The organism is Nostoc sp. CmiVER01 (genome assembly GCF_034531135.2).
GTDB lineage: Bacteria > Cyanobacteriota > Cyanobacteriia > Cyanobacteriales > Nostocaceae > Nostoc.
In genome coordinates this window covers 42,421-68,256 of record NZ_JAVRBU020000006.1, presented here as the reverse complement: position 1 = coordinate 68,256, position 25,836 = coordinate 42,421, and the positions used below count along the sequence as shown (strand labels likewise).

The window sequence follows — 25,836 nt, the reverse complement described above, 5'->3', positions numbered from 1 at the left end:
GACTATTTAGTAAGCATTGTCCAAATACCATCCCAGGATTCTGGGGGTGGCGTTTGTTGGTAAGTACGCGCACGTTCTAGGTGGATATCAACAGCTTGGTCTTGGGGTTGGATGAATTTGGCGGCTTCAAAACAGGCGATCGCTTGTGAGAAGTTACGCGATAAATAAGCCGAGCGTCCAGTATGATATTGGAATAAAAACTCTTGAGTGTTGGCGTCTAGAGGGATGGTGCGATCGCCAATTAACTCGTAGATATTAACCGCCTGGTGTTTCCCTTTAACTCGAATTTTATCTAACTGGCGTACCCAAATGCGATCGCTGCAAAGCTGATAAGTAAATTCGCTTAAAATTATATCACAACCATAATCCTTAGTTACCGCTTCTAAACGCGAACTCAAATTTACGCCATCTCCAATTACGGTATAATCCATCCGTTTACGGGAACCAATATTACCCGAAACCACATCCCCAGAACTAATCCCAATGCCAATATGGATTTGTGGCTGCGCCTGGATAATTCGTCGCTGGTTAAATTCCTCTAACCGTTGTCGCATATCTAATGCTGACTGCACAGCCCTCCAAGCATGATTTTCTGTAAGTGGTAACGGCGCACCAAATACCGCCATTAAGGCATCACCAATAAATTTATCGAGAGTGCCTTCATGATTGAAAACCGCCTCTACCATTGTTTCAAAATACTGATTGAGCAGCAATACCACTTCAGCTGCACCAAGATTTTCTGTAAGTGTGGTGTAGCCTCGGATATCAGAAAACAAGATAGTTACTTCCTTGCGCTCACCCACCATTAAAGCATCTTCTCCCAAAGCCATAACTTGTTCGGCTACATGGGGTGTTAGGTAGCGGGACATAGTAGTTTTCATCCGTTTTTCCTGGCTGATGTCTTCCAACACTACCAAACCACCCCGGACACCGCCTTCGGGGTTAGTTAAGGGATTAACAGTGAGATTTGTGCTGCGTTCTAATTTTTGTACTTCATCAGCAGTGAGAAACTCAGATTGGGAAGTCAGGGGTAGATTCCAGGGAATAAACACATCGGGGTTAGTGCGATCGCGGACTGCTAAAATTGAATCCTGAGTCCTAAATTTTGATTCTTGAGTCTCACTTTTAACTTCTAACCCTTCGGCAGGCTCAGGGCAACGCTCTTCACTATTAACTTGAAAAATTCCCACTATCAAACTTTGCTCTGGCACATAATGTTTAGCTCCAGTTTTTAAACTATCTTCTAGTCGCATCTGGAGATTTTCAATTGGTACAACTTCCCAAACTAGGCGACCAATCAAACTTTGTTCCCATGAAAGTTTGTTGTTCTTACTATTAGCATCTTTTATAGGACAGCCTAGCAACTCTAGCGCTGCATCATTTATCGTAACGATGCGTCCTGCCATATCGGTAGAAATCACTGCATCTGATAAACTTTGTAAAATATCTTTTTGATACTGTTTTTCTAACAGCACATTTTCAAATAGGCGAGCATTTTCTAAGGCAACTCCTGCCTGAATGTTAAAAGCCCGCATAAATTCTTCATCAGAAGCAGTAAAACTGCTTTGTTGCTTATTAATTAATTGTGTAACTCCAATTAATTCATTTGCCGAATTAAATACTGGCAAACATAGGATATTGCGAGTTACATAGCCAGTTTTTCTATCTGTAGTCGGGTCAAAGCGAGGATCTTTATAAGCATCGGAAATATTTAAGGCTTCCCCAGTAGAGGCCACATAACCAGCAATGCCACGGTTAGCGGGAATGCGGATTTCTATCAAGTTTGTGCCATCTGCTGCTGCAACTTTCGTCCAGAGTTCGCTCAACTCTTTACGATATAAAAACAGTGTGCTGCGGTCTGCTTGCATTAAAATTCGAGCTTGCTCCATGACTATCTGCAAAGTCGCTTCTAAATCCAAACTTTGCCCCAGTGTCTGAGTTGCCCGTAACAAAGCCGTTGCGCCTCTTTGATTACGAGCGGCTACATAAAAAGATTGGCAGCTTTCCAGAATAATACCAATAGAAGCGGCGAAGTCTCGAAACCGTTCTTCATCATCATGATTAAACGGAATATTCCCGGTTTTATTAGCCAGTTGCACTACTGCTACAGTCTGGTTTTTGCTACTGATAACAGGCATACATAAAATATTATGAATTTTGTAGCCCATTTGTTTTTCAAGTTCTGGGCTAAATAAGGGATGAGTAGAAGTTTCAGATATATTTAGATATTCACCTGTACTGGCAACATGACCGGGGATACCCACCGTGATGGGAGTCCGAATTTCTAAGAATTTTTGGGTATTATCTTGAGGAACTTTTGACCACAGTTGACCTTTGTCATAGTCAACTAAAAAAATAGCTGTGTGTTCTGCTTGCAGGATTTGACCAATTTTGAGTGTGATAGCTTCTAGTACCTTCTCCAACATAGTTTCTAGAGCTTCATTATTGATCAGTTCAATAGCTCTCAGAAATTGCTGGAACTCAGCAGTTATGAAGTCGAGTAAGCAAACAAATTCATTAACAGATAAGTCTTTGACACGACGCAATAGGGCGTGAGTACGATTAACTTGAGTCAGTTCAGTTAATGTAGCCAAGACGCTGCCAGAGTTGGGGAGTGTCACGTCGCTTTGCTCCGAATTCAAAAGTCAAAAGTCAAAAGTCAAAAGTCAATAATAGTTCTTCTTCTTCTGCTCCCCCTGCCTCCTCTGTCCCCCTACTCCCTACTCCCTGATTTTGCCAACTTTTCAGAAAATAATACCTTTTGATAGTAATCTAATAGCTGTCTGGTAGCAGATGGCCAACCCCAACTTTCTGCTTCCTGGCGAGCATTTTGACGGATGATATCTCGTTGTTGTTTTTGTTCTAACAGGCGAACAGTAGCAGCGATGGCTCCTTGAACATCTGCTGCTGGCTCAAATAGATATCCATTTACCCCATCTGTGACAATATCAGGAATCCCTCCGGAACGGGCTGCTACCACGGGACAGCCGGCAGCCATCGCTTCTAGTAATACTAAACCTAGTGTTTCTGTACGAGAAGGAAAGATAAAGGCATCAGCACTCGCAAAGGCAGAACCTAATTCTTGCCCCATGAGATACCCAACAAAATAAGTGTTTGTGCCAGCAAAGTGTTTTTGCAATGCTTCACGGTGCGGGCCATCCCCAACCAATGCTAACCGCGCTTCGGGAATTGCTTCTAAAATTGGTTTGATGCGCTCAATTTCTTTTTCAGCAGAAAGCCGCCCCACATAAAGTAGCAATGGACTTTCTGGATGATTTTGTGATAGGCGCGATCGCATCTCTACACTAGCTAAATCGGGATGAAATAGTTCCGTATCCACCCCACGCTGCCATAAATCTACACGTTCAATACCATGTGCCGTCAGTTCCTCCACCATTGCTGTGGAAGTACACAGATTTAAAGCTGCTTGATTATGAGCGCCTTTGAGCAGTTCCCAAAGAAAACCCTCCAGCATCCCTAAGCCGTAATGTTGGAGATATTGGGGTAAATGCGTGTGATAAGACGCTACTAAGGGTATTTTGAGGATTTTGCTATAAAATATCCCAGACAAACCTAAAACTGCTGGATTCACAACATGAATAATATCTGGCTTAAACTCTTCCAAAGCGTACCCAATGGCTGGGCGGGGAAGTGCCATTTTCAATTCTGGATACAATGGCAGAGGAAAGCCAGTAACGCCGTAAACTTTAGCGCCTTTGTGTTCTGTGATGCCTCCATCAGGGGCAATTACCAGCACTTGATTACCACTGCGCTGTAGATGGTCAACAGTATGGCGCAGACGCGTTACAATGCCGTCAACCTTGGGTAAAAAGGTTTCGGTGAATAGGGCAATTCTCATATAAAACTATTCAGTCCAGGCAGATAATCTCAGCTTAGAGTGCATTTTGCTATTAAACCAGAGTAAACTGTCTCGCGTGCTGTAATCAATTCTGCACAGTCAAAATAACTGTGGTAAACGCAAATTTAGTAATAGCTGGACGATACGCCTGATAAATAATAACTAATTGGTCGTCATATTGTGCTAAGACATGACGACCACTGTTAAACCCACGATTTACTGGGATTTATCCTAATTTCTGTGCCAAGAGACTTTGGGCAGAATTTGTTTGTGATCAACTCGCGTCTGATACTTGATGGCAAAGTTTAACAGAGAATCGAGTAAAGAATCAGAAAGCAAGTGAGGCTGTAAACCTAAATCGAGCAATTTAGTGTTTTTAGCGTTGAAGTAATGTTCTTCTTTCTCAACTCTGGGATTATCTAGGTGATTGATTTCTACATTCAATCCCATAGCGTTACCAGCTTTTTTCACCATCACTGCCAAGTCGCCGACGCTGAATTGTTCGGTAAATTGGTTAAATACGCGGAATTCACCAGCCTCGGCAGGGTTAGCGATCGCTAATTCTACACATCTGACTGTATCCCGAATATCCAAAAATCCGCGAGTTTGTCCACCTTTACCGTAGACAGTTAACGGATGTCCAATAGCTGCTTGAATACAAAAGCGGTTTAGTGCAGTACCAAACACACCATCGTAATCCAGCCGATTAATCAATAATTCGTCCATCCCCGTTTCTTCGGTTAAGACGCCATAAACTACACCCTGATTTAAATCAGTTGCCCGCAATCCCCAAATCCGGCAAGCAAAGTGGATGTTATGACTATCATGAACTTTGCTTAAATGGTACATAGAACCGGGCTGCTTGGGATAAGGTAGGGTATCCTTGCGTCCATTGTGTTCAATGGTGATATACCCTTCTTCGATGTCGATGTTGGGTGTACCATATTCGCCCATCGTCCCCAACTTCACCAAATGACAGTCGGGGAAATCTTCCCGCATGGCGTACAACAAGTTCAACGTACCAACTACATTATTGACCTGGGTAACAACTGCATGTTCTCGGTCAATCATGGAAAATGGGGCCGAACGCTGTTCACCAAAATGCACCAGAGCATTTGGCTGAAATTGCTGTAATGTTTTATGGAGAAATTCGTAATTTGTAATATCGCCGATGAACAAATCGATAGATTTACCTGTCAAATCTTGCCAGCGCTGGAGACGTTGTTGAATTAGTGCGATCGGAGTGAGAGTTTCGACACCAAGTTCATTATCCCAATGCCGCCGCACCAAACTATCTAAAATTCCAACTTCATAACCTCGATTGGAAAGGTAAAGAGCAGTTGCCCAACCGCAATATCCATCACCACCAATAACCAGGACTTTCATCTTCACCAGTTTTTACTCGCTGATAGCTAAATCTATCAGGTTTCTGTCCCCTCTCAATCATCATTCTGAGAGAGATGTGGATTTTGGGAGCAAAGAACAGGGAAAAATGGTGGAAAATCAACGGAATTATTCTAACTTTTGTACAGACGCGATTAATCGCGTCTCTACTCCTCACTCAGGACTTCGGAATGCTATACTGCTGGGCAATGTAATAAAATAAACGATAATAATTTTGAAAATCTTGGCTTTTGCTTTGTCCCTGTAAACAGTATTTCACTTGACTCTGAGTTAGTGTCAGTGTCATCGAACCTATTTGTTGAGAAACTTCTACAATCAGCACCCCAGAGACTCCTTGGGCTGTCTGAAAGTTGGATTTTATCTTTTTCACCGACTCTCGATCATTTGGTAACTGCTGACTTGCCCACCCCCGAATTTCCACTGAGTTATCCTGGGGTGAAATAAACGCAATTCCATCATCATTTGCTGGCGCTGTTAAAGAATTCCAGTTACTCGGATATGGAAATTCAAAGCCATAACGAGAGTTTTTATAAGTTTTCCAAGCGATCGCTCCAGCGTTAAAATCATTTGCAGTACAACCCCACAAAATTATTAACAGGGCAATAACTCCGCTAAGGCTGGCGACAAACCGATAAATTCTTCGCCCCAAACTACAGATTTTATTAGCAGTAGCCATTTACATTACACAATTTTGGCAAAGTCACTGATTTTATAAGAAGTGCCAGAAACTCAGATCAATACCTTCGCCAATTTACTAGCTATTATCAAATCCGTAAACTGCTGAAGAAACTGCACCAAAAGAGCGCTGGTTAAAAATTCAATAATATTCAGGATATTTACCATTCTCTTTTGAATTCTCAGTAGAGAAACTTATAAAGAGTGCTTTATCACACAATTTATGTACAGTGCATCTCAGACAGCCGAGCTAACTTTGGAGCTTTTTCACTTCCAAACCAACACATCTTTGCAATTTCCAGCAAATCTTTCTGTAATTTCCATCGGTAAGCCAAACGAGCAAAAATCACCAGATATTGATATTTCTGGCTTACCAGATTCAGATGTGGCATCTCGCATCCACGCGCAAATTTGGATAAATGGGGATGAATACCATATCACCGATTTGGGCAGTTCTAATGGCACATACATTAATGGTGCGAAACTTCAACCTCAAGTTTTTTTCCCACTGCATCCAGGAGATAGAATTTCCCTTGGGCAGGGAGACAAAATAACTTTCATGTTTAGGGTGCAGCAGCACTCTGCATCTGCCACAACAAATCCTTTGCCAAACTCCGCACCTACAAAAATTTCAGCGCCTACCATCGGTAAAGAAGAGGAACAAGTAATCCTTGCCAGTAAGCTCATTGGCTTAGGACTAATCCTCGCAGGCGTTACATTTTTAAGTACAAGTATTTATGTGAGCATCTACTTACGCAGCACACCTGGTATTTTGCTGTGTATGGGAGGTGTAGTAGCTCTAAATTGGACTGGGCGCGATAATCGGAAACTAGGATGGGTGCTGATTGGCATAGGAATTGCTCTATTCATCGCTAGTGGTGTTGTAATGGGTTCTGTGTCCCTTTTCTCTTTGCTGGTGTCATTTGCTGGCATCTCTTGTGGATATCAGTTGTTTGCAACCGGAAAGGTGTTCAACTTTAATCCGCTTACGCTCCAAATAGTTAAAAAATCAACCAATTCAGGCAATCATTAAATTAGCGATCGCTAATTTCCATTCAGCCTTTAGGTTTTGAATGCCTAAGTCCTGATTAATTCTCAGAGGTTTGTAATCAGCTATTTATCACTCAATAAACAGCATCTCAACCTCAAGTGTAAACAAATGTAACAATATTGGCGTCAAAACGTTTTACTGTCTTGACAACCAATAGAAGAACCGATAACTTGATATACATACCCGGGTAAGACCGTTAAAGAGTTATATGCAAACGCAAACTAAGCAAAAGGTTACTTTGTATTTATCGCCAGAGTTGCACAAAAAATTGAAGATTCGTTCAGCAGTCGATTCCGAACCAATGTCAGAGCTTGCAGAACGCGCCCTCGTTTTTTACCTATCTAATTCAGAATTGGTTGACGAGGTAGAAGATTCTTCTTATGGGCGGACTCATAGAGTTTATTCATGCCCAACTTGTGATAGCTCATTAGTATTACGTGATGGGGAACTGGTTGCTTTAGGCAATCAACCAGGAGTAGTTGGTCAATCACATCTTTCCATTGATGAAATGGAAGAAGATGAAACCAATCCCAAGGGTGAGGAAGAGTTAGTTCCTTGCTAGATAAATAGGAATCATGAATAGTAAATAATTCATAATTTCGGTTGTCTTTACCAGAAGCAATGTCTCTACTGTCTCTATAAGGTCTCAAGTAGGTCGATGTATGAAAGAAGAGCTCAATATCCTAATTCAAGCTCAATACCCTTTAATCTACCTTGTGACCTCCGAGGAAGAGCGGGCCGAGCAAGCAGTTTCCACAATCGCCCAGTCGTTAAAGCCTCAACGTCGAGTATTTGTTTGGACAGTAACACACGGCATTGTGGAGTATGGTCAACCTCGGAATGTCACTCAACATAATACGGTGTCTCCAGAGGCGGCGATTGAGTGGATAATTCGCCAGAAAGAACCTAGTATATTTATTCTTAAAGATTTACATCCTTTTATTGATGCGCCTGCAACAAACAGATCGTTACGTGATGCGATCGCTAGCTTTAAAGGTACGCATAAAAACATCATTTTGATGTCACCGATGCAACAAGTACCTATAGAGTTAGAAAAAGAAGTTGTTGTTATAGATTTTACACTGCCAGATATGGCAGAATTGAATAAAGTACTAAGTCAGCACGTAGATCAAAATCGTGGTCGGCGCTTGACAACAGAAGCCAGAGAAAAGCTTCTTAGAGCAGCTTTAGGTCTAACTAAAGATGAAGCTGAGAAAGTCTACCGAAAGGCGCAGGTAACTACAGGGCGTTTGACGGAAGATGAAGTAGACATAGTTTTATCTGAGAAAAAGCAACTAATTCGGCGCAATGGAATCTTAGAATACATTGAAGAAGATGAAACCATTGATGCTGTAGGTGGCTTAGAAGAGTTAAAAAGATGGCTCAAGCAACGTTCTAACGCTTTTACAGAAAGAGCGAGAGAATATGGTTTGCCTCAACCAAAAGGGATGTTAATTCTCGGAGTTCCAGGTTGTGGTAAGTCATTAATTGCCAAAACTACTTCCAGGCTGTGGGGTTTACCACTGTTGCGGTTGGATATGGGGCGAGTCTACGACGGCTCAATGGTGGGACGAAGTGAAGCAAACTTGCGAAACGCCCTGAAAACAGCAGAATCTATTTCCCCAGCGATTTTGTTTATCGATGAATTGGATAAATCCTTTGCTGGTAGTGGAGGTTCCTCCGATTCCGATGGGGGGACTTCAAGTAGAATCTTCGGCTCCTTCCTTACATGGATGCAAGATAAGAAATCACCAGTGTTCGTGATGGCAACCGCCAATAGAGTAGAACGCTTACCTGGCGAGTTTCTGAGGAAAGGACGCTTTGATGAAATTTTCTTTGTGGATCTGCCAACACCAGAAGAACGGCAAGATATTTTCAATATCCACCTAACTAAGCGCCGTGAAGACATCTCTCGATTCGATCTTGAGCAACTAGCTAAGATGTCTGATGGCTTTTCTGGGGCAGAAGTTGAGCAAGCGATCGTTGCGGCAATGTATGAAGCTTTTGCCCAAGATCGGGAGTTCACCCAACTAGATATTATTGCTGCACTGAAGGCAACATTGCCGCTGTCTCGAACGATGCAAGAACAAGTAACGGCTCTGAGAGATTGGGCCAGACAGCGCGCACGCCCCGCAGCGTCCTCCGTAGCTGAATATCAGCGAATGGAGTTTTAAAAGCTTTCCTCTGCCATCCCAGGGGGAAAGGCTAGCTCCCAATGCTAGCAGTTTAAAAAAAAGCCGCATCCTGCTAACGCGGCTTCGCCCAAAACAAACCGTTGTCGTTTTTCTCAATCTTCTCATTGGAGGAAACCCAAATGTCTCACTTTAGCACCCTGCGTACCAAAATCACCGATGCCGAAATCCTCAAGGCTTCCTTGCGCGACCTTGGTATCAGCGTAAAGACTGAAGCTGATGTCCGTGGTTACAATGGTCAGCGTGTACGTTCTGACATCGTTGCCGTATTGGAAGGCGAATATGACCTCGGCTGGTCTCGCAATAGCGATGGTTCTTTTGACCTAATCGCTGACCTGTGGGGCGTTGCTAAGAAGCACAACCAAACCGAGTTGATCAACTCCATCAACCAAAAGTATGCCGTTAACAAAACTTTGGCTGAAGTAAAACAGCGCGGTCTGCAAAACGCCAATGTGAAGTTGGTATTGCAATAACAATTTCTCTGCGCGTTCCCAAAGCTGCACGGGTTAACCATATAAATAGCGGTTAGCCCGCTTTTTTATCGGGACTGAGATTTATTTCTCAGTCCCGATTTTTATCTAAATTTTAAATTCTTAGCTCTAAGATTCAAGGATAGCAAAATGGCGCAACTTCAACTAACACATATTAAAAATAAACTTAATGAAAAATTAATAAGCTTAATTGATATGTCAGATTACATTAAAAAAAATGAAGAGGAAAGAAAAAAAGCTTGTTTATCAAGAAGTTATGCTGCTTACAGCTTAGTAAGTCTTGCCTCTGCTTCTGAAGAAGAAGCTGCACAAGCAATTGTTGATGGTTTCAACGATAATGGAATTGATGCAATTTATTATGAAGAACACAAAAATACTCTTTGGTTGGTTCAATCCAAATGGATTGAGTCAGGGAATGGAGAACCTAAGACAGGTGAAGTGGAGAAGTTTATACGAGGAGTAAAAAATATTATTGAGTTTAAATTTGCTAAATTTAATCAGAAGGTTAAAGACAAGCAAATAGAAATAGAAAAAAATCTCAATAATTATGATGTAAAAATAAAAATATGTCTTGCTTATACTGGTTCAAAACTAGGACAGAATAATTGGGATTTATTATCAGAATTTATAGCTCAAGAGAATCAAGCAGGGGAACTATTTTTCTTAGAAATATTTTCTTTAGTAGAAGCTCACGGTGCTTTATCAAAAAGTCTTAATAAGTTTATTAACCATGAACTAAGATTAACAAATTGGGGTTTGAATGAAGAACCATACAAAACATGGTATGGACAAATTGATGCTGAACAATTAGCAGAATTGTGGATTGAAAACAGGGAAAATTTATTTTCTAAAAATATCCGAAGTTTTGTTGGTTTAACAGATGTAAATGATGGTATTCAAGATACTCTTTTACATTCTCCAGAAACATTTTTATATTTAAACAATGGAGTTACTGTTTTATGTAGTAAAATTCAAAAGACTGTTAAGGGCGGTTATTCTGATAAATCTGTCGGAGATTTTTATTGTGAAGGAATATCTATTATTAATGGCGCTCAAACAGTAGGAACTATGGGAACCGCTTATCAAACAAATTCAGAAGAAGTTAAGAAGGCAAAAGTTTTTATAAAGTTAATTTCGTTAGAAAACTGTCCTCCAGACTTTGCTTTAAAGGTTACTAAATCTACAAATACTCAAAATAAAGTTGAAAATCGCGATTTTATTTCATTAGATACTTTACATATTAATTTACAAAAAGAATTTGCATATGAAGGAATTCATTATCATTATAAAAGAGATGAACACGAGTACGCCTCGGACGATAAAAACTGTACTTTAGATGAAGCTACTATAGCACTAGCCTGCGGTTTAAAAGACATACGTTACGCACATATCGCTAAAGATAAAATTGGTAAGTTATGGGATGACGTTAATAAACCTCCTTATACAGATATTTTTAATTCAAGTATTTCAGTAGATAAAATTTGGAAAATGATTAAAATAAGTCGGCTGGTAGATAATGAACTTTCAGAAAAGAGTTCAATAAACGAGGATTTCAGAGCAACTTGTATTTTTGGAAATCGATTCATTCTTCATATGGTATATCAATATATAGGTGAAAAAAATTTATTTTTATCTCAGGCTAACTTTGAGGAATACTTTAAAGATGAATTACCGTTAATTATAGATAAAGTTATTGAAAAAACCCTAGAAGCAGTTTATGCTGAATATCCAGGTAAAATAATTTACCAAGTATTTAGAAATTTAGATAAACATAGAGTATTAAAAGAGAAAGTTTTAGAAATTTTTCCAGCCAATATTTGAAACAATCTGAGTTCCACCGATTTAATTAGATCCTATTGCAAATACTTCTTAGTATATAAACTTTTTTCGCAGTTCCTCTGATATCGCTTCCCAGTGATCGCGTTTTATCCATCTGCAAGTGAGAATAGAGAGAAGTATTTGCAAGAGCTATGAGTACCCAAATCATTATTACCCTACCAGACGATATTTACCAACGTGCAGAACGCTTCGCACGATTGGCAAATTGTGATGTCGCCAGCATTTTAGTAGATACCATTCAACTTTCAATTCCCCGCCTGTCAGTGGGGACATTAGCGATCTTGAGCCTGTCTTTGTCCTTTCTGATAAACAAATCCTGGTGCTGACAGAACTGCAAATGGAACCAGAACAGGATACCCGGTTAAGCGAAATGCTCGATCGCCAACAATCAGGTACTCTTAATGAAGGCGATCGCTCAGAGTTACAAACCCTGATGCAGGTGTATCAAGAAGGACTTTTAAGAAAAGCCACTGCGTTAAGCGAAGCTGTCAAACGTGGGTTGATTGAACCCTTAAGCTAGTGAGCCAGATTCCTGAACAAGTCCGGGCGCAGATACGCATACAGGCAAATCATCAGGTGGTTTAACCAACAGCGAACTCGGTAAATTGCCGTTTAAAGGGGGAATGAAAAGCCAAAACGATGTCTTTTTCGGGTATACCTTGACTAATAAGTTCATTGGCAATACCTCCTTCTGTACCATCGTGTTGAATCCAAATTTTTTCGTTTTTAATATCTAAATGCAAAACACAGCCATATACGCGGCGCTTATTTGACCACCCTGCATGAACAACTTGGTAGCGATCGCGTTCTTTATCAAAAATAACTTCTGCTTCTACTTCTTCGTTACTGGCTTTGATTTCGCTATAAGCTAACAGCAGTACTTGAATAATTTGACGGTACTGTTCTACTTTTGCCATTTTACGATCGCCTCCTCTTCTGGATCGAAAACAATCAGCCGAACTTGGTAACGTTGGATTAATAAGCCTGGCAGTAAAACTAGCTTACTCCCTACTAAACCTGGCTGAAATCCAAAACCAAACCAGGTAACAACGGTTCACCTCTTGGTGTCTTAGGATTATCTAATACCTCAACCGCAATATTAGGACGATAAATAAAAACTCGGCGTTGTTTTCTATCAATTAACCAACCAAGTTGCGTGCCATTATCAATACATTCTTGCATCTTGTCTTGCAAAATTCGCAAATTATCGCTTTCAGAACGCAATTCAATCACAAACTCAGGACAAATCGGTGCAAATTTTTTTCGCAGTTCCATTGGTATCGCCTCCCAGCGATCGCGTTTTATCCATGCTGCATCTGGCGATCGCACCGCACCATTAGGCAAAGTAAAACTACCACTGGAACCAAACCCTACACCTGTACCATCTTGCTTTGTCCACACCCACAACTGTCCAACTAAATTAAAATTGCGTTCATCAGTTTCGGAACCAGTAGGGGGCATAATCACTAATTCTCCTACAGCATTGCGTTCGATGCGAAAGTCGCGGTTTAGCTGACAAAATTCGTAAAACTGGTCTTCGGTTAGTGCGATCGCAGGTTGCAATTGCAAAACCATTGGTATAATTTCTGTGGCTACAGGTAAGTTGGTGGTCATAATTGCTTTGTGGCTACTTCACCTGCTTTAACTATAATCTTTTCACAATCTACGGTGGAATGAGGGTTAACTCATGAAGATTGGAATTATTGGCAGTGGAAACATGGGGCGCTCTCTAGGTATTCTCTGGGCAGAGCAGGGGCATGAAGTATTTTTTGGCTCTCGTGATGCCGAAAAAGGAAAAGCAACGGCAGAGTTGGCAGAACGCGGAACGCAAGGTGGTACAAACGATGAGGCGGCGGCGTTTGCTGATGTAATTTTGTGGACAGCACGCAACATTATGCCAAAAGAGTTGCTTTCTCATCCTGAAGTTCTCGACAGTAAAATTATGATTGATTGCAATAATCAGGATATTCCGGAAGGATTTGCTTATCCACCAATAGTAGAATCTCTAGCCGAAAAGCTTGCTAAAGATGTACCTCAAGCGCGGGTGGTAAAAGCTTTTAATACGATGGCGCAGGAAGTCTTTGAATTAGCACCCGAACCACTAAAGGATTATGGAGTTTCTGTTTTTGTTGCAGGAGATGATGAGCAAGCCAGAAAAATAGTGATGGGGCTTGCTGAAGAAATAGGATTTTTAGCAGTAGATTCTGGTATTTTACGTAATGCTCGATTGGTAGAAGGCTTGGGAGATTTTATTCGCCTGATCATGATTGGTCAAAAACAGGGCGTTTATGCAACTATCTCTGTCAATGTCTTACCTACAGCATCAGGACAACGCTTAGGTGGACGACAAGCTTCGAGTTTGAATTAAACGTAAGTAATCTCATTGATTGAAGATATCATTGCAATCAACTTGCTTAATTCACCGCATCTCAGTACAGTAAAATCACAAGCAGTTTCAAGGTCATAAAAATGACGACTGAAAAAAGGATTGCTGTGGTAACAGGCAGCAATCGAGGTCTAGGATATGCTATTTCCCGTCAATTATCCAAAATTGGCAACCGCGTAATTCTGACGAGTCGTAATGAAACAGATGGTCTTGCTGCTAAAGGGCAGCTTACCAATGAAGGGTTTGATGTTGACTATCACACCCTGGATGTCACAAATGATGGAAGTGTGCAAGACTTTACCGAGTGGCTGCGTGAAACTTACGGCAAAGTAGATATTCTGGTCAATAATGCAGGCGTAAATCCCACAACTAAGCCGGAGGAGTCCAGCTTACTAACTGTGCAACTGGAAACGATGCGATCTACCTTTGAAACCAATGTTCTAGCGGTACTCAGAATTTCTCAAGCATTAATTCCGTTGATGAAGCTGCAAAATTACGGTCGCATTGTCAATCTGACTTTTCACGGGAAGTCCTCAAGCCTTGAAAAAGCGTGGCTTTTTCCACAGCCTAATTATCAATAGCTCTGAATTAATGAAAATAGCTAACGGAAAAATCAGAGTTTAGGAAACCGCTAAAATAAGCTTTTCCACATGCCGTGAAAAGTCAGCATTGTCAATATCTCAACGGAAATGGCATCTCTAACATCAATTCCCACTGACTATTACCCTTTAGCGCCATCCTATCGACTCTCGAAGGTGGGAGTAAATGGACTAACTGTGCTTCTTGCTAAGGAACTCCAAGGTACTAATATTCTTGTAAATGCCTATTCTCCAGGTTGGATGAAGACAGATATGGGGGGAGATAATGCCCCATTTACGGCAGAAGAAGGAGCCGAAACTGCTGTATATTTAGCAACACTTCCCGATGGGGGAGCGCAAGGACTTTTGTTTGCAGAGATGCGAAAGTTTGGTAGCCCTATTCAATTACAATGGTAGGTTAATATGGGAAATTCCACAGGTTTACCGCTTATTTACGCAGATAAGCCGATTGAATTAGCACCTGCTAAAGTTATTGCCTCGTTCCCAGTTAATACTTTTTTGGAAAATCTAGCGATCGCACCAGATGGCACAATCTTTGTAACCAATCATGAGGTTGGCAAGATTGTTCGCATTACCCCAGATGGCAATCAGCAAATTCATGCCACTGTTGAAGGCAAAGTAAGTGGTCTTGCTTTCACTACCAACGGCAATCTGGTGGCAACAGGCTGGAATGCTAATTCTATACCCGTGGTTTCTCTAGTTCAAAGTGATGGCACGGTGGAAACATTGCTAACACTGCCAGATGCAATATTTCTCAATGGCATCACTCCACTTTCCGACACTCAGTATTTAACAGCAGATTCCTATCGTGGTGCAATCTGGCTAATTGATATTGCTCAACCCAGTGGATCAATTTGGCTAGAACATCCAATGCTGGCTCGTAGTAATTCGGAGAGCGTGTTTCCGGCTGCTAATGGCTTGAAGCGTTTTGGTGATTTCCTCTACGTTTCAAATACGGAAAAAATGTTGCTGTTGCGGATTCCCATTGATAGCACTAATAAACCAGGTGAGCCGGAAATTTTTGTTGAGCAGACCAATATTGATGACTTTGCCTTTGATGTGGAAGGAAACCTTTATGGAGCAACGCACATTTACAACAGTGTGGTACGAATTGCGCCCGATCGCACTACTACTATCATTGCTCAAGCCGAGTCAGGTGTAATTGGTAGCACAGCCGTGGCTTTTGGTCAACATGATGGCGATGTCTACGACGGGCTACGCCTACGCACTGCGATTTACGTTGTAACTAATGGTGGAATGTTTTTACCTCCACCTACTGGTGTCGTTCCTGCTAATGTTGTTCGGCTTGAAGTTGGAAAAACTGGGTATTCCTTAATTTGAGAATGACTCAACCATGCTACGGTTGTAAAAACTTACAACTATTAACTTGATGGTGACATAACTAATGGAGAGGGAACAGGACGAGCAATTTGTAACCGTGGTCATTACACAACTTGTCAAACCAGGATGCGAAAAGGCTTATGAAGTTTGGTTAAAAGATATTACCAGTGTTGCCAGAACCTATCTAGGGCATTTGGGAACAAATGTGATTCGTCCCCAGCTTGGCGTGCGAAATGAATATGTAATCATTTTTCGGTTTGACAATTATGAAAATTTGAAAGTGTGGATGACATCGCGCGATCGCGAATATTGGCTCAATCAAGCCCAATCTTTGGTTGAATCTGACCCTTATGTTCAACAAATCTGTGGATTAGAAGCTTGGTTTTCTATTCCCGGCCAACCACTAAAAACCCCACCGCGCTATAAAACAGCCTTGTTGACTTGGGCTGCTGTATTTATATTGATTAATCTTTTGAGTACATTTCTAGTACCTCTACTTCGCGGTTTACCACATTTGATTATTTCGCTGATCGTTACCATTCTTATGGTTGTACTGTTGACCTACGTTGTCATGCCCAGAGTCAGCCGTTTGTTTCGTTGGTGGTTATATACTAAATAAGAAAATTATCCTTTCAATAAATAATATAAAAAGTTTAGGGGTGGTTTCATAACCACCCCTTTATTCCTTTAATATTTAGAATTTACTTGCAGTCCCCTTAATGGGAAGTTAATTTACTCAGAAATATTAATCGAACTTTCAACTTGAGAAGTAGCTAATGTTGGTGCAGAGAAAATCCGCGAGTACAGACTTGATGGTTGCTGATGAGCAACGACTGGTAGAACTTCACGAGCATGGGCGGCTAATTCCATTGCTTTTACATCATAAGTCTGCGTTGCTAACTTGGGATAGAAACCGATACCGATGATTGGCAGTAACAAACAAGCAGTAATAAATATTTCGCGGGGTTTGACATCAGATATTACAGCATCCAAGTGCAACTCTTGACTTTGCTCACCGTAAAACACTTGACGCAACATCGATAGTAAATAAATTGGTGTCAAAATCACGCCAACTGCTGACAGCAGCACGACTACGATTTTGAAGCTGGAACTGTAAACATCACTGGTGGCAATACCGAGAAATACCATCAACTCACCCACAAAACCACTCATTCCGGGTAAGGCGAGAGAAGCCATTGAACCTATGGTAAACAGAGCGAAGGTTTTGGGCATTACCTTAGCCATACCACCCATTTTATCCATCATCAAGGTGTGGGTGCGATCGTAAGTCACGCCAGACAGGAAGAACAAGCTAGCAGCAATCAAGCCGTGGGAGACCATCTGTAGCACTGCACCACTGATACCTAGTTCTGTGTAAGAGGCAATCCCAATCAACACAAACCCCATGTGGGCAATTGAAGAGTAAGCCAAGCGGCGTTTGAGATTGGTTTGAGCAAAGGCACAGCAAGCACCGTAGACAATGTTCACTACACCCAAAATTGCTAACACTGGGGCAAAAGTAACATGGGCATTGGGCAACATTTCCACATTGAAGCGGATCAGAGCATAACCACCCATTTTTAACAACACACCAGCCAAAATCATTGAACCGGGTGCTGATGCTTCACCGTGGGCATCAGGTAGCCAAGTGTGTAAGGGAAAAATCGGTAACTTTACACCAAAAGCTATTAAGAAACCTGCATAAACCAACAATTCCAAGGTTTTGGGGTATTCTTTCATTCCCAGAATTGCCATGTCGAAGGTGACGGTATCTCCAGAGAAGACAAGTGCAAAACCGGCAATCAAGATAAATATTGATGCGGCGGCGGTGTAAAGAATGAATTTGGTAGCTGCATAACGGCGGTTTTGTCCTCCCCAGATAGAAATCAGCAGGTAAACTGGCACTAACTCGATTTCCCACATTAGGAAGAACAGCAGCAAATCTTGGGCGACAAATACGCCAAGCTGGGCGCTGTACATCGTTAACATTAAACCATAAAATAATCGCGGCTTGGTGGTAACTTTCCAAGCCGCGAATATTGCGAGGGTATTTATTAAGCCTGTTAGAAGCAGCAAGGGCATCGATAAACCATCAACCCCCACAGCCCAATGCAAACCTAACTGCGGTATCCAAGGATAGTTTTCTACAAGTTGTAGTGTTGAACTTTGGAAGTCGTACTTGTACCAAAAGGCATAAATCATCAGTGCAAAGTCGGCGATCGCAACTCCCAGACCATACCACCGCACAGTTCTACCTTCTTTGTCTGGGATTAAGGGGATGGCTAAGGCAGCCACCAAGGGTAAGAGGATTATGGCTGTTAGCCAGGGAAATTCAATAGCATTCATCACTTCTGACAATCAATTTGCCTTATCTCTTTGGTTTTCATTATATTAAGGAATCTATACTTTTGTAAATATTCTTTAAATGTAGAATATTAAATTTTTGGCATAGATAGGAATATATACTCATCAAATGTCAAATTATCAGGATAAATAAGAATAAATACTTATCGTATTTTGACGCTTCCATTGTAAATGTAAACTTTTGCAACGTCAATAAAAAACGGCAGCTAAAGCCACCGTTACAATATCGTCATATTTTCTAGCCCAATTGTCAGGGCTATTTAGTCTACGCTTCTAAGTTGAGTCATAGACTAAACCCCCAGCCCCTTCCCTATAAGTAAGGTCAAAAGTACTTGGGGCTGACCATTAAACAATCCGGTTGACAATTGTCCACACTTCCCCATCAGAGCGGACATAAGGAACGGAGATTGTCTTGAACCCAGTAATGAAGGGCTTGTAATAAATCCGCCAATACATTGGACTTAGTTCATTAGCACAACGTTTAAGGAGACGGACTTCTGTCGCCAATTCACTTGCTAGTTGATTAATGCGTTGAGCATGAAACTGAGCCACTTCTTTGGCTTCTTCTAACTCTTGCTGTTGGATAAGTTCTTTTGATGCAACTTGCGATCGCACTAGCTTACCTTGTTTTTGTTTGATTTGGGCTTCCAAGGCTGCGATCGCTGCATCTATGCCTTGGAGTTCAACTGATAATTGGGCATTTTCCCTGGCTTGACGGCGATACGCTTCCACCATTGCCTGGGGTGAATCATTTTCAGCAGAGATTACATTATTAACAGTGAGTGCAGCGCGTTCTTCTAGGAGAATCTGAATTTGAGATTTAAGCGCCGCCATTTCAGCCTGAATTTGCTCCATAAATCGAGTTTTAAGTGCTGAGTAAAATAGTCATCGGATTTTTTAAAAGCTTTTTGCGCCTTGGGTATCGAGAGAAAGCGATCGCACCTCGGCTGTAATTCCTTCTTCTTGCCAAGCAGCTAACATCGCCGCCTCCACAGCCTCTGAGTGTAATTTATCTGTCAAAGATAACAGTGTCGGCCCCGCACCACTAATCACCATACCATAAGCACCAGCACTAACGGCTGCGATGTTGAGAGCATCATAACCAGGAATCAAAGCTTTACGATAGGGCTGATGCAATCTATCTTGTAAAGCTGTCTTTAACCATTGTCCGTTACCAGTTTCCAAACCGCGTAACAATAACCCCAAATGTGCTGTATTAAAAATCGCATCGGCGCGACTCACTTCAGTTGGAAGAACGCCCCGCGCCTCTGAAGTGGAAAGTTCAAAATTAGGAATAGCTATAACTGGTACAATATCTTGATGCCAAGGAACATCACAAATTTCCCAAGCTGCGCCACTTGTAGCAGCCAGACGACATCCTCCCAACAAAGCTGGAACTACATTATCAGGATGTCCCTCCATTGCGATCGCTAATTCCATCACCTGCGACTGAGACAGAGTTGCACCCTCAAGTTGATTCGCAGCAACCAACCCACCAACAATTGCTGTTGCCGAACTACCCAAACCTCTCGCCAACGGTACACCTAACTTAATCTCTATTTTTACAGTTGGCGGCGTTTGCTCTATATATTGATAGAACTTGACAAAGGCTTGGTAAAGGAGATTGCTTTCATCACTTTGGACTCGTTCAGCTTCTGTACCAGTGACATGAATACTTAGCCCACCTTCTTGGCGAGTGAACTTGAACTCGTTGTACAGCTTTAATGCTGCACCTATGCAATCAAAACCAGGCCCCAAATTCGCAGTTGTGGCGGGAACAATAACAGTGATAGCAGAAACAACAGACATTGGCAAAACTCACTAATCATCAACCAGCATCCCATGTAAGGGGTTGATTTGTTTATTAGTGATGCTAATTATCTGTTGTAGTTTTTCCATACTAACTACCGTACATCTCATGACGCTACCGAACGGGCTGGTCGTTTGTGGAGTCCCTCAGTAACAATGAGCATAACTCAAATGAGTTAAAACTAAAGTATCTAACTTTTAAAGACCACATTAATCTGTTATGGCTTTTTACGTATTGATTCTAAAAGAAAAGGAGGATGAGACCGGCGTTACTTACCGCTTTGGCCCACATGAAGATCGTCTCGGCTCTTTATGGATAGATAAATTAAGTGGAGAAATTAAGGAACTTCAAGAAACCCCAGAGCAAAACTCGCAAGCATTTTTCCAACGAGCAGCAGTAAAGGTTTGGCAAAATTGGAAAAAAGGAGCTTTTCCAGAAAAAACATCTTGGGCATCCTGAGAATGATTTGGAATTGATAGCCTACCCATAGTGAGCGGCTATCAATGCTCTATTATTGCTCAGAAATATACTTAGCTTTGGCTGCTTTCAACAAGTCTATTAGTCAAAAACCTTACTTCAAAGTTCCCAAAACGGGCGCTAGCTCAACCTCGGAAATTTGCGGAACCAAGAAACCCTTTGCATAAATCTGGGGATTTGTTTGCGAGACTATGGCATAAGACTGGCGAAGATTAGCATTGATTGCAACAGTCTTCACATCGTACATCTGCATCGCCATTTTGGGATAGAAACCAATACCAATAATCATCAACAGAAAACAGGCAGCGATAAACACCTCACGCGGCCTAGCATCGTCGTAGACTGCTTCTTCTGGTACTACGCAGTCTGTACCAAAACAAACTGTTCCCTCATCTTCTTGGTTTTCTAAGCTTGCATTATTAATGTTGCATAGCAGTGCTGCATCTTTACCATAAAATACCTCTCGCAGCATGGAAAGTAGATAGATCGGTGTGAGGATAACTCCAACTGCGGCGAGAAAAACTGTGACGGTGCAGAAAGTTGAACTGTAAACATCACTGCTTGTCATCCCAACAAATACCGAGAGTTCGCCAGCAAAGCCACTCATACCGGGAAGTGCTAGAGATGCCATTGCTCCGATTGTAAATAGGGCAAAGACTTTGGGCATAGCTTGACCAATACCACCCATATCTTTCATTACCATTGTGTGGGTGCGATCGTAAGTAACACCTGCTAAAAAGAACAGCACCGATGCAATCAAACCATGCGAAATCATCTGCAACATCGCGCCGTTGATTCCCAAATCAGTGAAGGAGGCAATCCCAAGCAGCACAAACCCCATGTGAGAAATCGATGAATAAGCCAAACGCCGCTTCATATTCGTCTGAGCAAAGGAGTTCAATGCACCATAGATAATGTTGACAACACCAAGAATGGCTAGAACCGGCGCAAAGTAAATGTGTGCATCGGGAAGCAACTCAAGATTCAGGCGAATCAGTCCGTATCCGCCCATCTTCAGCAACACACCAGCTAATATCATCGATACAGGAGATGATGCTTCGCCGTGAGCATCAGGCAACCAGGTATGCATTGGGAAAACAGCAAGTTTTACACCAAATGCAACCAATAACCCTGCATAAAGTAGCAGTTGTAATCCAAGAGGATATTCCTTATTAGCCAGGGCGGTTATATCAAATGTCATATCACCGCCGCCGTATAGCCCCATTGCCAAGGCTGCCACTAAAATAAATATAGAAGCTGCTGCGGTATACAACAAAAATTTGGTAGCCGCATAGCGTCGCCTTTGCCCACCCCAAATGCAGACTAGTAGGTAAACGGGAATTAACTCTACTTCCCACATAATGAAAAATAGCAGCAAGTCTTTGGCAACGAACACTCCTACCTGTGCCGAATACAGCACCAACATCAAAAAATAGAAGAGGCGCGGACGATGATTAACTTGCCAGGCTGAAAAAATCGAGAGTGTGGTGACAAATCCCGCTAGAAGCACAAGTGGCGCTGAAAGTCCATCGACTGATACCGCCCAGTTAAGACCCAACTGAGGCATCCACGCATAACTTTCCACCATCTGAAAACTAGCATTGCTAGCATCGTAATGCTTCCAAAAGGCGTAGCACATCAATGCAAAATCTACGATACCTACACCCAGTGCATACCACCGCACGCGCTTGCCATCTTTATCAGGTAGCACAGGAATAAGCAGGGAAGCAACTAGTGGCAGCAAAACAATCGCGGTAAGCCAAGGAAATTGATCCGCTATCATGTATATGAGGAAAAATACTTATTTGTTCGTCAATTATGTCATTTTACTAAACTGTGTAACAATTTCTTCATAAATCTTTGTACAGGTGATCTTTTTGACCGAAAAATAAGTATTAATACGTGTATTTACGGTACTAATCCAGCCCGCAAAGCACGGACGGCAGCCTGTGTCCGGTCAGCAACACAGAGTTTATTGAGAATACCTCGAACATGAGTTTTTACAGTACCGACTGTCAAATAGAGCCTTTTAGCAATTTCTGCATTGTCACACCCGGCGACAATTAACTCTAAAACATCCATCTCCCTATGAGTTAAAGGATAGGTGACTATACTTTTCTCAACATCTGGGTCAATACCTTCAATCAAGACTCTTTTTCCAGATGCACCTCTGCTACCATCTGGGAAATCTTGACGTATTTGTTGTAGTACAAGGTCTGCGATCGCTGGATCGATCCATGAGCTACCTGCATGGGTCGTTCGCACAGCCTCAACTAGTCTTTCAGTTTCGATATCCTTCATGCAATAAGAATCTGCACCTGCTGCAAATGCTGCTAAAACTGCCTGTTCGCTGTTCTGCATGGTTAAAATTAGCAGTTTTGTAGTATAATCTTCATTCTCTGCTTGATATTGCCTAAATGTGCGTGTTAGCTCAATACCATCCATGTCAGGCAAACCGATGTCAATAGTAGCAACATCCGGCTTAAGACTTTTCAGAAGCTTGATGCCTTCGGCTGCATTGGCTGCTTCACCAACAATGTTAAACTCTGACTGGGTTTGTAAGGCAGCCCGTAAGCCAATTCTCGTCAGGTTGTGATCTTCAATCACGAGGATATTGATTTCACTCATAGTTACTTAACTTTACTGTTATCTATCTCAAGTACAGATTAAAATAATCTCGTTCTTCTATCTGGGATCTTATACAAAAAGCAATGTAGTTGGTATTGTTCCCTTAACTTCATCTACCATTAGACATAAATAACCTTATCTCGTAAGTTTTTCTAAAGCAAGAGTTTCGGTATGACAATACTAAATTAATTAAAAAACATTTTTATACATTAATCTCAGGATAGATATTTCATGGTAACAATTTCTCATTGAAAATCTGGCAGCAAGTAAGAGTGGATAACTATTAAATAATTGTCCTTGGAGTGGCTACGATGCTTCAAATAAAAGAGGCTAACCTACCTTACTTTAAAATTCAGACACAGATATTGCTTGGATAATCAGACGGCTAGATATTTGTTTAGACAATAGTATGCTAATACATTTATTAAATAAACCCTCAGTGTAATCACTTAAAAAGGTTAGATTTTAATTTAGGAAACTTTAAACGAAAAGATGAATCCTTAATAATCTTAGTGCTGGTGAAGTAAGCTATTACTAGATTTGCGAGGGATAGCCAAGCACTTCTTTTTTATTTAGCCATGTCTTTAACTAAAACTGTCAAAAAAGATAAAATTCTCGTTGTCGATGATATTTTTGACAATTTACTGGTCTTAGAAGCTGTCCTAGAAGATGAGGGCTATGAAATTAGCTTAGTCGAAGATAGCAAAATTGCTCTGGCTATGGTTGAGGAGTCGCCGCCAGACTTAATTCTCTTAGATGTGATGATGCCAGAGATAGATGGCTATGAATTTACTCGACGCATCCGGCAGAATCCGGCGTTGCCATTTATCCCCATTTTGCTGCTCACGGCTCACTATGCATCTAGTGTTGTGGAAGGACTTGATGCTGGTGCAGATGACTTTATTCGTAAACCATTCGATCCTGATGAATTACATGCACGAGTGCGATCGCTCCTGCGCCTTAAGCATAGTATCGACGAACGAGATCAGATGGCTAACCTGCGGGCAGATTTTGTCTCCCGTTTTACTCACGACTTACGCATCCCACTAGTAGCCTCTAACCGCGTATTAAAATTGTTGCTGGAAGGCAGGTTTTGTAATGTTTCGCCACAATTGCAAGAAATAATTAATACCATGATTGGCAGTAATCAAGACTTGCTGGAAATGGTAAATACCTTACTAGAAGTTTATCGTCATGAAGCGGGTTGTAAAACCTTAAAAATTTCTCCCTACAATATTCAGGAATTAGTTGGTGAAGTTTCGCAAGAATTAACTCCTTTAGCTGAAGAAAAAGGATTAACTGTAAATATTGATCTAGATAAAACCGCAAGCACCGTCATGGGCGATCGCGTTGAACTGCGGCGAGTTTTAACAAATATTATTGGCAATGCCATTAAATTTACAGACAAAGGTTTTGTAGATATTCGCTGCTATCCTACTCCAGTAGCTGTGACTATTGATATCCAAGATACGGGCCCGGGAATTTCTAAACAAGACCAAGCAATATTATTCGAGCGGTTTCGCCAAGGAAAACACCAACGTTCTGGTAGCGGTTTAGGACTGTATTTATCTCGCTGCATTATTGAAGCACATCAAGGCACAATCGATGTGACATCTGAACCAGGCAAGGGTAGTACATTCACTATCCGTTTACCTGTAGCAGACGAAAACTAAAAGTAGGAATTTCTCAGAAAACGCAATCTGGGCTAAATTTCTCCCTTGTTAAACTAAATTTAGCGCCATCTGTGTTTTAATATTCTTTTTTGAAGTTAATTAATGCAATGCACATTTATGTGCCCTTAGATAACAAATAGGTTTTTTGCAAGCAAAAATAGTGTTCACAGACAAAATCCGTAAACACTAAAATAGAAAACTAAGATATGGGAGGAAGCAGACAAAAATAAATATTTTTACCAAGCAATTTTTGGAACAATATCAGGACGGTATTGGCAAAAGCCTGAAACCCAAGGCAAAACATAGATTGGAAAAAGAAAGAAGGCTTAGTAAATAATTATTTTACTTACACCTTCTTCCTAAATAAAGTTTAGTCTAAAGTCTTTTTAACTTCATCTTTGATATTCTCAGCACTATGGCGGACTTGAGCTTCAGCTTGTTTAGCTTTGCCTTCAGCCTTATCTTTAGGATCGCCGGTTACTTCACCAACCACCTCTTGGACTTTACCTTCGACATTTTTAGCAAAAGCTTTTGCTCTATCTTCGATACTCATATTCTTTCTTCCTAAGTATGTCAATTGTTGACTAGTTGTTTATTGCTCGCTTGAAAAGCGCTGCAATGTTTATAGATTACTTTTAGACAAGTTTTAATTCTTCTATCTGACGATGTTTTTATGAAGAATATTCGTATCCGTTGTACATAACTATTTAAAGGTTAAATTCATCTTGAGAATTCAACTAATATCCAAAAGAGAGAAAGCTATCATTATATTGTTATATCTTAAGATAAGATAATTTATAACTTCAGGTAGATATTAATGCAGAGAAAACGCAACTGGGCTTATTACAACTGGATATAATAAATATATCAACAGGGTGTGGAGGCTTTCAGGTTGGTGGTAGATAGTGCAATATTAGTGAGTCCGTATATTCAATTCCGGGTAAATGAGATGCTTTAAAATACTTTCGTCTTTAATCACTAAATGAGGTTAGTTAAATGTTTGAACTTACGGATGAACTTTAATATATTTTGGCTTGGTTAAATATT

26 protein-coding genes are annotated in these 25,836 nt (G+C 41.2%); 14 read left to right on the top strand and 12 right to left on the bottom strand.

Annotation, left to right across the window (positions count from 1 at the left end):
* Nucleotides 1-2: 2 nt before the first annotated feature.
* The 4 genes from RMZ43_RS11080 to RMZ43_RS11065 form a co-directional block, all read right to left on the bottom strand.
* Entirely contained in the window at nucleotides 3-2,621 is a 2,619-nt protein-coding gene (locus tag RMZ43_RS11080) for a GAF domain-containing protein (RefSeq protein ID WP_322656165.1), read from the bottom strand.
* Between the two features lie 92 nt (nucleotides 2,622-2,713).
* Nucleotides 2,714-3,859, bottom strand: coding sequence for a glycosyltransferase family 4 protein (locus RMZ43_RS11075; RefSeq protein ID WP_322656164.1), 1,146 nt, complete (start codon nucleotides 3,857-3,859; stop codon nucleotides 2,714-2,716).
* Nucleotides 3,860-4,090: 231 nt separating this feature from the next.
* On the bottom strand, nucleotides 4,091-5,245 hold the full coding sequence (locus tag RMZ43_RS11070; protein ID WP_322646796.1) for an NAD-dependent epimerase/dehydratase family protein: 1,155 nt from the start codon (nucleotides 5,243-5,245) through the stop codon (nucleotides 4,091-4,093).
* A gap of 175 nt (nucleotides 5,246-5,420) precedes the next feature.
* Nucleotides 5,421-5,939 carry a hypothetical protein gene (locus tag RMZ43_RS11065; protein WP_322656163.1) on the bottom strand — a complete coding sequence of 173 codons (519 nt, stop codon included), beginning with the start codon at nucleotides 5,937-5,939 and terminating at the stop codon, nucleotides 5,421-5,423.
* A 222-nt stretch (nucleotides 5,940-6,161) separates the two neighbouring features.
* Here RMZ43_RS11065 and RMZ43_RS11060 point away from each other — a divergent pair, with 222 nt between their 5' ends.
* The 7 genes from RMZ43_RS11060 (at nucleotide 6,162) to RMZ43_RS11030 (ending at nucleotide 12,031) form a co-directional block, all read left to right on the top strand.
* Complete coding sequence (locus RMZ43_RS11060; RefSeq protein WP_322656162.1) at nucleotides 6,162-6,971, top strand: FHA domain-containing protein; 810 nt, start codon at nucleotides 6,162-6,164, stop codon at nucleotides 6,969-6,971.
* Between the two features lie 226 nt (nucleotides 6,972-7,197).
* Nucleotides 7,198-7,551 (top strand): hypothetical protein, encoded by a 354-nt coding sequence (locus RMZ43_RS11055; RefSeq protein ID WP_322656161.1) that lies wholly within the window; start codon nucleotides 7,198-7,200, stop codon nucleotides 7,549-7,551.
* Nucleotides 7,552-7,651: 100 nt separating this feature from the next.
* On the top strand, nucleotides 7,652-9,163 hold the full coding sequence (locus tag RMZ43_RS11050) for an AAA family ATPase (protein ID WP_322646499.1): 1,512 nt from the start codon (nucleotides 7,652-7,654) through the stop codon (nucleotides 9,161-9,163).
* 140 nt (nucleotides 9,164-9,303) lie between these two features.
* On the top strand, nucleotides 9,304-9,654 hold the full coding sequence (locus RMZ43_RS11045; RefSeq protein WP_015136553.1) for a DUF1257 domain-containing protein: 351 nt from the start codon (nucleotides 9,304-9,306) through the stop codon (nucleotides 9,652-9,654).
* A gap of 147 nt (nucleotides 9,655-9,801) precedes the next feature.
* The gene (locus RMZ43_RS11040) at nucleotides 9,802-11,493 is read left to right on the top strand and encodes an AIPR family protein (protein ID WP_322656160.1); all 1,692 of its coding nucleotides are present in this window, start codon (nucleotides 9,802-9,804) and stop codon (nucleotides 11,491-11,493) included.
* 149 nt (nucleotides 11,494-11,642) lie between these two features.
* Nucleotides 11,643-11,837, top strand: coding sequence for a hypothetical protein (locus RMZ43_RS11035; RefSeq protein WP_322656159.1), 195 nt, complete (start codon nucleotides 11,643-11,645; stop codon nucleotides 11,835-11,837).
* Nucleotides 11,838-11,848: 11 nt separating this feature from the next.
* The gene (locus RMZ43_RS11030) at nucleotides 11,849-12,031 is read left to right on the top strand and encodes a hypothetical protein (RefSeq protein WP_322656158.1); all 183 of its coding nucleotides are present in this window, start codon (nucleotides 11,849-11,851) and stop codon (nucleotides 12,029-12,031) included.
* 61 nt (nucleotides 12,032-12,092) lie between these two features.
* Here the strand turns inward: RMZ43_RS11030 and RMZ43_RS11025 are convergent, their stop codons facing one another.
* Together RMZ43_RS11025 and RMZ43_RS11020 are read right to left on the bottom strand one after the other, a co-directional pair.
* Nucleotides 12,093-12,428: a XisI protein gene (locus RMZ43_RS11025; protein WP_322656157.1), complete on the bottom strand. Its 336-nt coding sequence runs from the start codon at nucleotides 12,426-12,428 to the stop codon at nucleotides 12,093-12,095.
* Between the two features lie 94 nt (nucleotides 12,429-12,522).
* Nucleotides 12,523-13,125: a Uma2 family endonuclease gene (locus RMZ43_RS11020; protein ID WP_322656156.1), complete on the bottom strand. Its 603-nt coding sequence runs from the start codon at nucleotides 13,123-13,125 to the stop codon at nucleotides 12,523-12,525.
* 73 nt (nucleotides 13,126-13,198) lie between these two features.
* Here RMZ43_RS11020 and RMZ43_RS11015 point away from each other — a divergent pair, with 73 nt between their 5' ends.
* The 5 genes from RMZ43_RS11015 to RMZ43_RS10995 all read left to right on the top strand — a co-directional run bounded on the left by RMZ43_RS11015 (nucleotide 13,199) and on the right by RMZ43_RS10995 (nucleotide 16,456).
* The gene (locus tag RMZ43_RS11015; protein ID WP_322656155.1) at nucleotides 13,199-13,879 is read left to right on the top strand and encodes an NADPH-dependent F420 reductase; all 681 of its coding nucleotides are present in this window, start codon (nucleotides 13,199-13,201) and stop codon (nucleotides 13,877-13,879) included.
* A 101-nt stretch (nucleotides 13,880-13,980) separates the two neighbouring features.
* The gene (locus RMZ43_RS11010) at nucleotides 13,981-14,478 is read left to right on the top strand and encodes an SDR family NAD(P)-dependent oxidoreductase (RefSeq protein WP_322656154.1); all 498 of its coding nucleotides are present in this window, start codon (nucleotides 13,981-13,983) and stop codon (nucleotides 14,476-14,478) included.
* A gap of 108 nt (nucleotides 14,479-14,586) precedes the next feature.
* Nucleotides 14,587-14,892, top strand: coding sequence for an SDR family NAD(P)-dependent oxidoreductase (locus tag RMZ43_RS11005; RefSeq protein ID WP_416212474.1), 306 nt, complete (start codon nucleotides 14,587-14,589; stop codon nucleotides 14,890-14,892).
* Between the two features lie 6 nt (nucleotides 14,893-14,898).
* Nucleotides 14,899-15,837 (top strand): SMP-30/gluconolactonase/LRE family protein, encoded by a 939-nt coding sequence (locus RMZ43_RS11000; protein ID WP_322656153.1) that lies wholly within the window; start codon nucleotides 14,899-14,901, stop codon nucleotides 15,835-15,837.
* Nucleotides 15,838-15,901: 64 nt separating this feature from the next.
* Nucleotides 15,902-16,456 (top strand): antibiotic biosynthesis monooxygenase, encoded by a 555-nt coding sequence (locus tag RMZ43_RS10995; protein WP_322656152.1) that lies wholly within the window; start codon nucleotides 15,902-15,904, stop codon nucleotides 16,454-16,456.
* A 113-nt stretch (nucleotides 16,457-16,569) separates the two neighbouring features.
* Here the strand turns inward: RMZ43_RS10995 and RMZ43_RS10990 are convergent, their stop codons facing one another.
* The 3 genes from RMZ43_RS10990 to thrB all read right to left on the bottom strand — a co-directional run bounded on the left by RMZ43_RS10990 (nucleotide 16,570) and on the right by thrB (nucleotide 20,010).
* On the bottom strand, nucleotides 16,570-18,183 hold the full coding sequence (locus RMZ43_RS10990; RefSeq protein ID WP_322656151.1) for an NAD(P)H-quinone oxidoreductase subunit 4: 1,614 nt from the start codon (nucleotides 18,181-18,183) through the stop codon (nucleotides 16,570-16,572).
* Between the two features lie 363 nt (nucleotides 18,184-18,546).
* Nucleotides 18,547-19,056, bottom strand: coding sequence for a hypothetical protein (locus RMZ43_RS10985; RefSeq protein ID WP_322646491.1), 510 nt, complete (start codon nucleotides 19,054-19,056; stop codon nucleotides 18,547-18,549).
* A gap of 42 nt (nucleotides 19,057-19,098) precedes the next feature.
* Complete coding sequence (gene thrB / locus RMZ43_RS10980; protein ID WP_322656150.1) at nucleotides 19,099-20,010, bottom strand: homoserine kinase; 912 nt, start codon at nucleotides 20,008-20,010, stop codon at nucleotides 19,099-19,101.
* Nucleotides 20,011-20,230: 220 nt separating this feature from the next.
* On the opposite strand from thrB, the gene RMZ43_RS10975 reads away from it, so the two are divergent.
* Nucleotides 20,231-20,470 carry a hypothetical protein gene (locus RMZ43_RS10975; RefSeq protein ID WP_094342344.1) on the top strand — a complete coding sequence of 80 codons (240 nt, stop codon included), beginning with the start codon at nucleotides 20,231-20,233 and terminating at the stop codon, nucleotides 20,468-20,470.
* Nucleotides 20,471-20,582: 112 nt separating this feature from the next.
* On the opposite strand, the gene RMZ43_RS10970 is transcribed toward RMZ43_RS10975, so the two are convergent.
* Together RMZ43_RS10970 and RMZ43_RS10965 are read right to left on the bottom strand one after the other, a co-directional pair.
* The gene (locus RMZ43_RS10970; RefSeq protein WP_322656149.1) at nucleotides 20,583-22,271 is read right to left on the bottom strand and encodes an NAD(P)H-quinone oxidoreductase subunit 4; all 1,689 of its coding nucleotides are present in this window, start codon (nucleotides 22,269-22,271) and stop codon (nucleotides 20,583-20,585) included.
* A 125-nt stretch (nucleotides 22,272-22,396) separates the two neighbouring features.
* Nucleotides 22,397-23,116 carry a response regulator transcription factor gene (locus RMZ43_RS10965; RefSeq protein ID WP_322646487.1) on the bottom strand — a complete coding sequence of 240 codons (720 nt, stop codon included), beginning with the start codon at nucleotides 23,114-23,116 and terminating at the stop codon, nucleotides 22,397-22,399.
* Between the two features lie 578 nt (nucleotides 23,117-23,694).
* Here RMZ43_RS10965 and RMZ43_RS10960 point away from each other — a divergent pair.
* Nucleotides 23,695-24,789 carry a hybrid sensor histidine kinase/response regulator gene (locus tag RMZ43_RS10960; RefSeq protein ID WP_322646486.1) on the top strand — a complete coding sequence of 365 codons (1,095 nt, stop codon included), beginning with the start codon at nucleotides 23,695-23,697 and terminating at the stop codon, nucleotides 24,787-24,789.
* A gap of 370 nt (nucleotides 24,790-25,159) precedes the next feature.
* On the opposite strand, the gene RMZ43_RS10955 is transcribed toward RMZ43_RS10960, so the two are convergent.
* On the bottom strand, nucleotides 25,160-25,342 hold the full coding sequence (locus RMZ43_RS10955; RefSeq protein WP_322646485.1) for a CsbD family protein: 183 nt from the start codon (nucleotides 25,340-25,342) through the stop codon (nucleotides 25,160-25,162).
* Nucleotides 25,343-25,836 lie beyond the last annotated feature (494 nt).